Annotated in this window: 5 protein-coding genes; all 5 read left to right on the top strand. The window is 53.9% G+C overall.

What is annotated here, in order from left to right; translation table 11 throughout:
* Window positions 1-189 (top strand): DUF2800 domain-containing protein (locus ACR0QW_RS10780; protein ID WP_432643635.1); only part of this gene is annotated, 189 nt, incomplete at its 5' end.
* A 13-nt stretch (window positions 190-202) separates the two neighbouring features.
* Window positions 203-769, top strand: coding sequence for a DUF2815 family protein (locus tag ACR0QW_RS10775; RefSeq protein WP_095340927.1), 567 nt, complete (start codon window positions 203-205; stop codon window positions 767-769).
* A gap of 12 nt (window positions 770-781) precedes the next feature.
* On the top strand, window positions 782-964 hold the full coding sequence (locus tag ACR0QW_RS10770) for a hypothetical protein (RefSeq protein ID WP_095340926.1): 183 nt from the start codon (window positions 782-784) through the stop codon (window positions 962-964).
* Window positions 965-1019: 55 nt separating this feature from the next.
* Window positions 1020-3008, top strand: a complete 1989-nt coding sequence (locus ACR0QW_RS10765; protein WP_432643634.1) for a DNA polymerase — start codon at window positions 1020-1022, stop codon at window positions 3006-3008.
* A gap of 89 nt (window positions 3009-3097) precedes the next feature.
* A partial coding sequence (locus ACR0QW_RS10760) for a Rha family transcriptional regulator (protein ID WP_432643633.1) occupies window positions 3098-3664 on the top strand: 567 nt, incomplete at its 3' end.

Below are 3664 nucleotides of genomic sequence, written 5' to 3'. Positions count from 1 at the left end.
GGCTTCGACCCATATGAAAAGAAGCTGCTCGGCATCACGGCGATGACGAAACAGCTCGGCAAGAAAAGGTTCGAAGAACTGCTGTCAGATTTAGTGGAAAAGCCGCAGGGCAAGCCAGTCCTGGTGCCGGCATCGGATAAGCGTCCGGCCATGTACACCGCGGCAGATGAATTCAATGATGAAAAATAAGGAGGAACTTGTTATGTCCAAGCATTATGTCAATCCGTGCAAAGTGATTACCGGAGTCAACACCAGATGGTCTTATGCCAACGTCTGGGAACCGAAGTCCATCAATGGCGGTACGCCAAAGTACAGCGTCAGCCTGATCATCCCCAAGTCGGATACGAAGACCGTAGAAAAAATCCGCGCCGCCATCAAGGCTGCCTACGAAGAAGGCGAAAGCAAGCTCAAGGGCAATGGCCGCGCTGTACCGGCTCTCGAAGCCATCAAGACGCCGCTCCGTGACGGTGACCTGGAACGCCCGGGCGATGATGCCTATAAAGACAGCTTCTTCGTCAATGCCAACTCGGCGACCAAGCCGGGCATCGTCGATGCCGACTGCCAGCATATCCTGGAACGCTCTGAAGTATACTCCGGCGTCTATGGCCGTGCGTCCATCAACTTCTATGCATTTAACAGCAACGGCAATAAAGGCATTGCCTGCGGACTGAACAATCTGCAGAAAATCCGTGATGGCGAACCCCTCGGTGGCAAATCCCGTGCAGAAGATGATTTTGCTACAGCTGACGATGATGATTTCCTGGCATAAGGAGGCGTGATGATGGAAACACTAATGAAGCTGATTCTGGAGTGCCTGTACTGCCTGCTTGCGCTGTGCGCTTGTGGATTCTTCGTGTCTATGATTTATACGGATATCAAAAAAGACCAGCGGGATGAAGAAATGGCCCGGCACCGGGAAGAAGAATATCATCGCAAGCAGATGGAATCCTTCCGGAACAAGTAGTAGTGAATAGCGGCGGCGGGGCCTTGTGCCTCGCCGCTTTTTCGAGGTGAAGAGTATGAAAACAATCAGTATCGATATTGAGACATTCAGCGATGTCAATCTGGCGAAATGCGGCGTGTACAAATACGCAGAATCGCCAGCCTTTGAAATCCTCCTCTTCGGGTATGCTGTGGACGGCGGCGAGGTACAGGTCGTTGACTTGACGCAGGGAGAGCGCATCCCGGATGCTATCCTGGATGCCCTGACCGATGAATCCGTTACCAAGTGGGCGTTCAATGCCAGCTTCGAACGGGTCTGCCTGTCACGGTATCTGCGTGACCTGGGGATGAGCCTGGATCCGTTCCATGACCATCATCCGCTTTCCCGGGATTGTGCCAGATTCCTCAATTCGGCAGGATGGAAATGTTCCATGATCTGGTCGGCTTACATGGGGCTGCCCCTTTCTCTGGAAGGCGTGGGGGCCGTGCTGAGGCTGGACAGCCAGAAGATGAAGGAAGGCAAAGACCTGATCCGCTATTTCTGTGTTCCCTGCAAGGAAACCAAGTCGAACGGCGGCAGGACGAGGAACCTTCCTCAGCATGATTTAGACAAATGGATCTTGTTCAAGTCCTACAACAAACGGGATGTGGAAGTGGAAATGGCTATCCAAGAGCGGCTGAAGAAGTATCCCGTACCGGAACCGATATGGGATGAATATCATCTCGACCAGGAAATCAACGACCGGGGCATCGCCATTGACCGGACGCTGGCTGAAAATGCCATCGTCATCGATGCCCGCAGCCGGGACAGCCTGATGAATACATTGAAGGACAAGACGGGCCTGGAGAACCCGAATTCCGTCATCCAGATGCTGGGCTGGCTGGCAAGGCATGGGATGAAGACCGATTCTTTGGGAAAGAAGCAGGTGCAGGAACTGCTGAAGACGGCAGAAGAACCGCTGCGCAGTGTACTGCTGCTCCGGCAGAAGCTGGCCAAATCCTCGGTCAAAAAATACCAGGCCATGGAAATGACGGCCTGCGAGGATAGCCGGGCCAGAGGCATGTTCCAATTCTATGGAGCCAACCGGACCGGGCGGTTTGCCGGCCGGCACATCCAGCTGCAGAATCTGCCCCAGAATCATCTGCCGGACCTCTCGGAAGCCAGGGAACTGGTACGCCAGGGAAATTATGAAGCCCTGGAACTCCTGTATGATTCCATCCCCGATGTCCTTTCCCAGCTCATTCGCACCGCCTTTGTACCACGGCAGGGGCTGAAGTTTGTGGTATCTGACTTTTCGGCCATTGAAGCCAGGGTGCTTTCATGGCTGGCAGGAGAAACATGGCGTTCGGATGTCTTTGCCAGGAACGGCGACATTTACTGCGCCTCGGCCAGCTCCATGTTCGGCGTTCCCGTGGAAAAGCATGGTGTCAACGGGCATCTCAGGCAGAAAGGGAAAATCGCAGAACTGGCCCTTGGCTATGGCGGCTCCGTAGGAGCGCTGAAGGCCATGGGTGCCCTGGACATGGGACTTTCGGAAGATGAGCTGTATCCTCTGGTGCAGTCCTGGCGGTCGGCCAATCTGCACATCGTCGATTTCTGGTGGCAGGTGGACGCCGCCGTGAAGACAGCCATCAAGGAACGTATCCCCATGCGGACTGGCTGCATCCGCTTTCTGTATCAGAGCGGCATGCTGTTCATACAGCTCCCCAGTGGACGGCGGCTTTCCTACGTAAAGCCCCGGATAGGCGAGAACCGCTTCGGTGGGGAATCCGTCACCTATGAAGGCATCGGCGCAACGAAGAAGTGGGAACGGCTCGAAAGCTATGGCCCGAAGTTCGTGGAGAACATCGTCCAGGGCATCAGCCGGGACATCCTCTGCTATGCCATGCAGACGCTGCGATGCTGCGCCATCGTCGGCCATGTCCATGATGAACTGATTATCGAGTGTCCCAAAGACACTAGCGTCGATGCCATCTGTGAGCAGATGGGCCGGACGCCGTCGTGGGCTGAAGGGCTATTGCTCCGGGCAGACGGGTATGAGTGCGAATTTTATAAAAAAGATTGATTTCCCGGTACTTAACATAGTGATTCCTGTCCTTTCACTATCAGAGGGAATTTCCTCGGATGTTTATTTTAAGAAAGGCGGGATTCGCTATGAAGTTTTTGATTCCGGAAGATGAATTTGGCGTGTTTGCTGATCAGAGAGGTGTACCAAGGGTCGACAGCCTGTTTGTTGCAGCGACTTTTGAAAAACAGCATTATAACGTTCTGCGTGATATCGGACGAATCACTGCATCCAATTCTGGATTAAGCCCAGAATTCATTGCACTCAATTTTGAGGGCAATACATATCGTGATGCCAGGGGAAGAAAACTGCCACGTTACCTACTGACCCGCGATGGGTTCACCATGCTGGTCATGGGCTACACAGGCTCGAAGGCGATGCATTTCAAGGAACTCTATATCCATCGCTTCAATGAGATGGAGCAGTGCATCCGGTCGCTCCTGTCTGCCCGGCAGGAATTCCCGATGCTGACGGACATGATCTGCCGCCTGCATGAAAGCCCGAAGCCGTACCACTTCAGCAATGAATGTGACATGTTGAACCGCATCGTGCTGGGGATGTCTGCCAAGCAGTTCCGGCTGGCCAACGGCATCGAAAAAGGGCAGAGCATCCGGCCTTATCTGACTGCACAGCAGATCCATGCTCTGGACCGGCTG

This window comes from Acidaminococcus sp., assembly GCF_050873445.1.
In the GTDB taxonomy this organism is placed as follows: domain Bacteria; phylum Bacillota; class Negativicutes; order Acidaminococcales; family Acidaminococcaceae; genus Acidaminococcus.
This window is presented reverse-complemented; position numbering and strand designations above follow the sequence as displayed.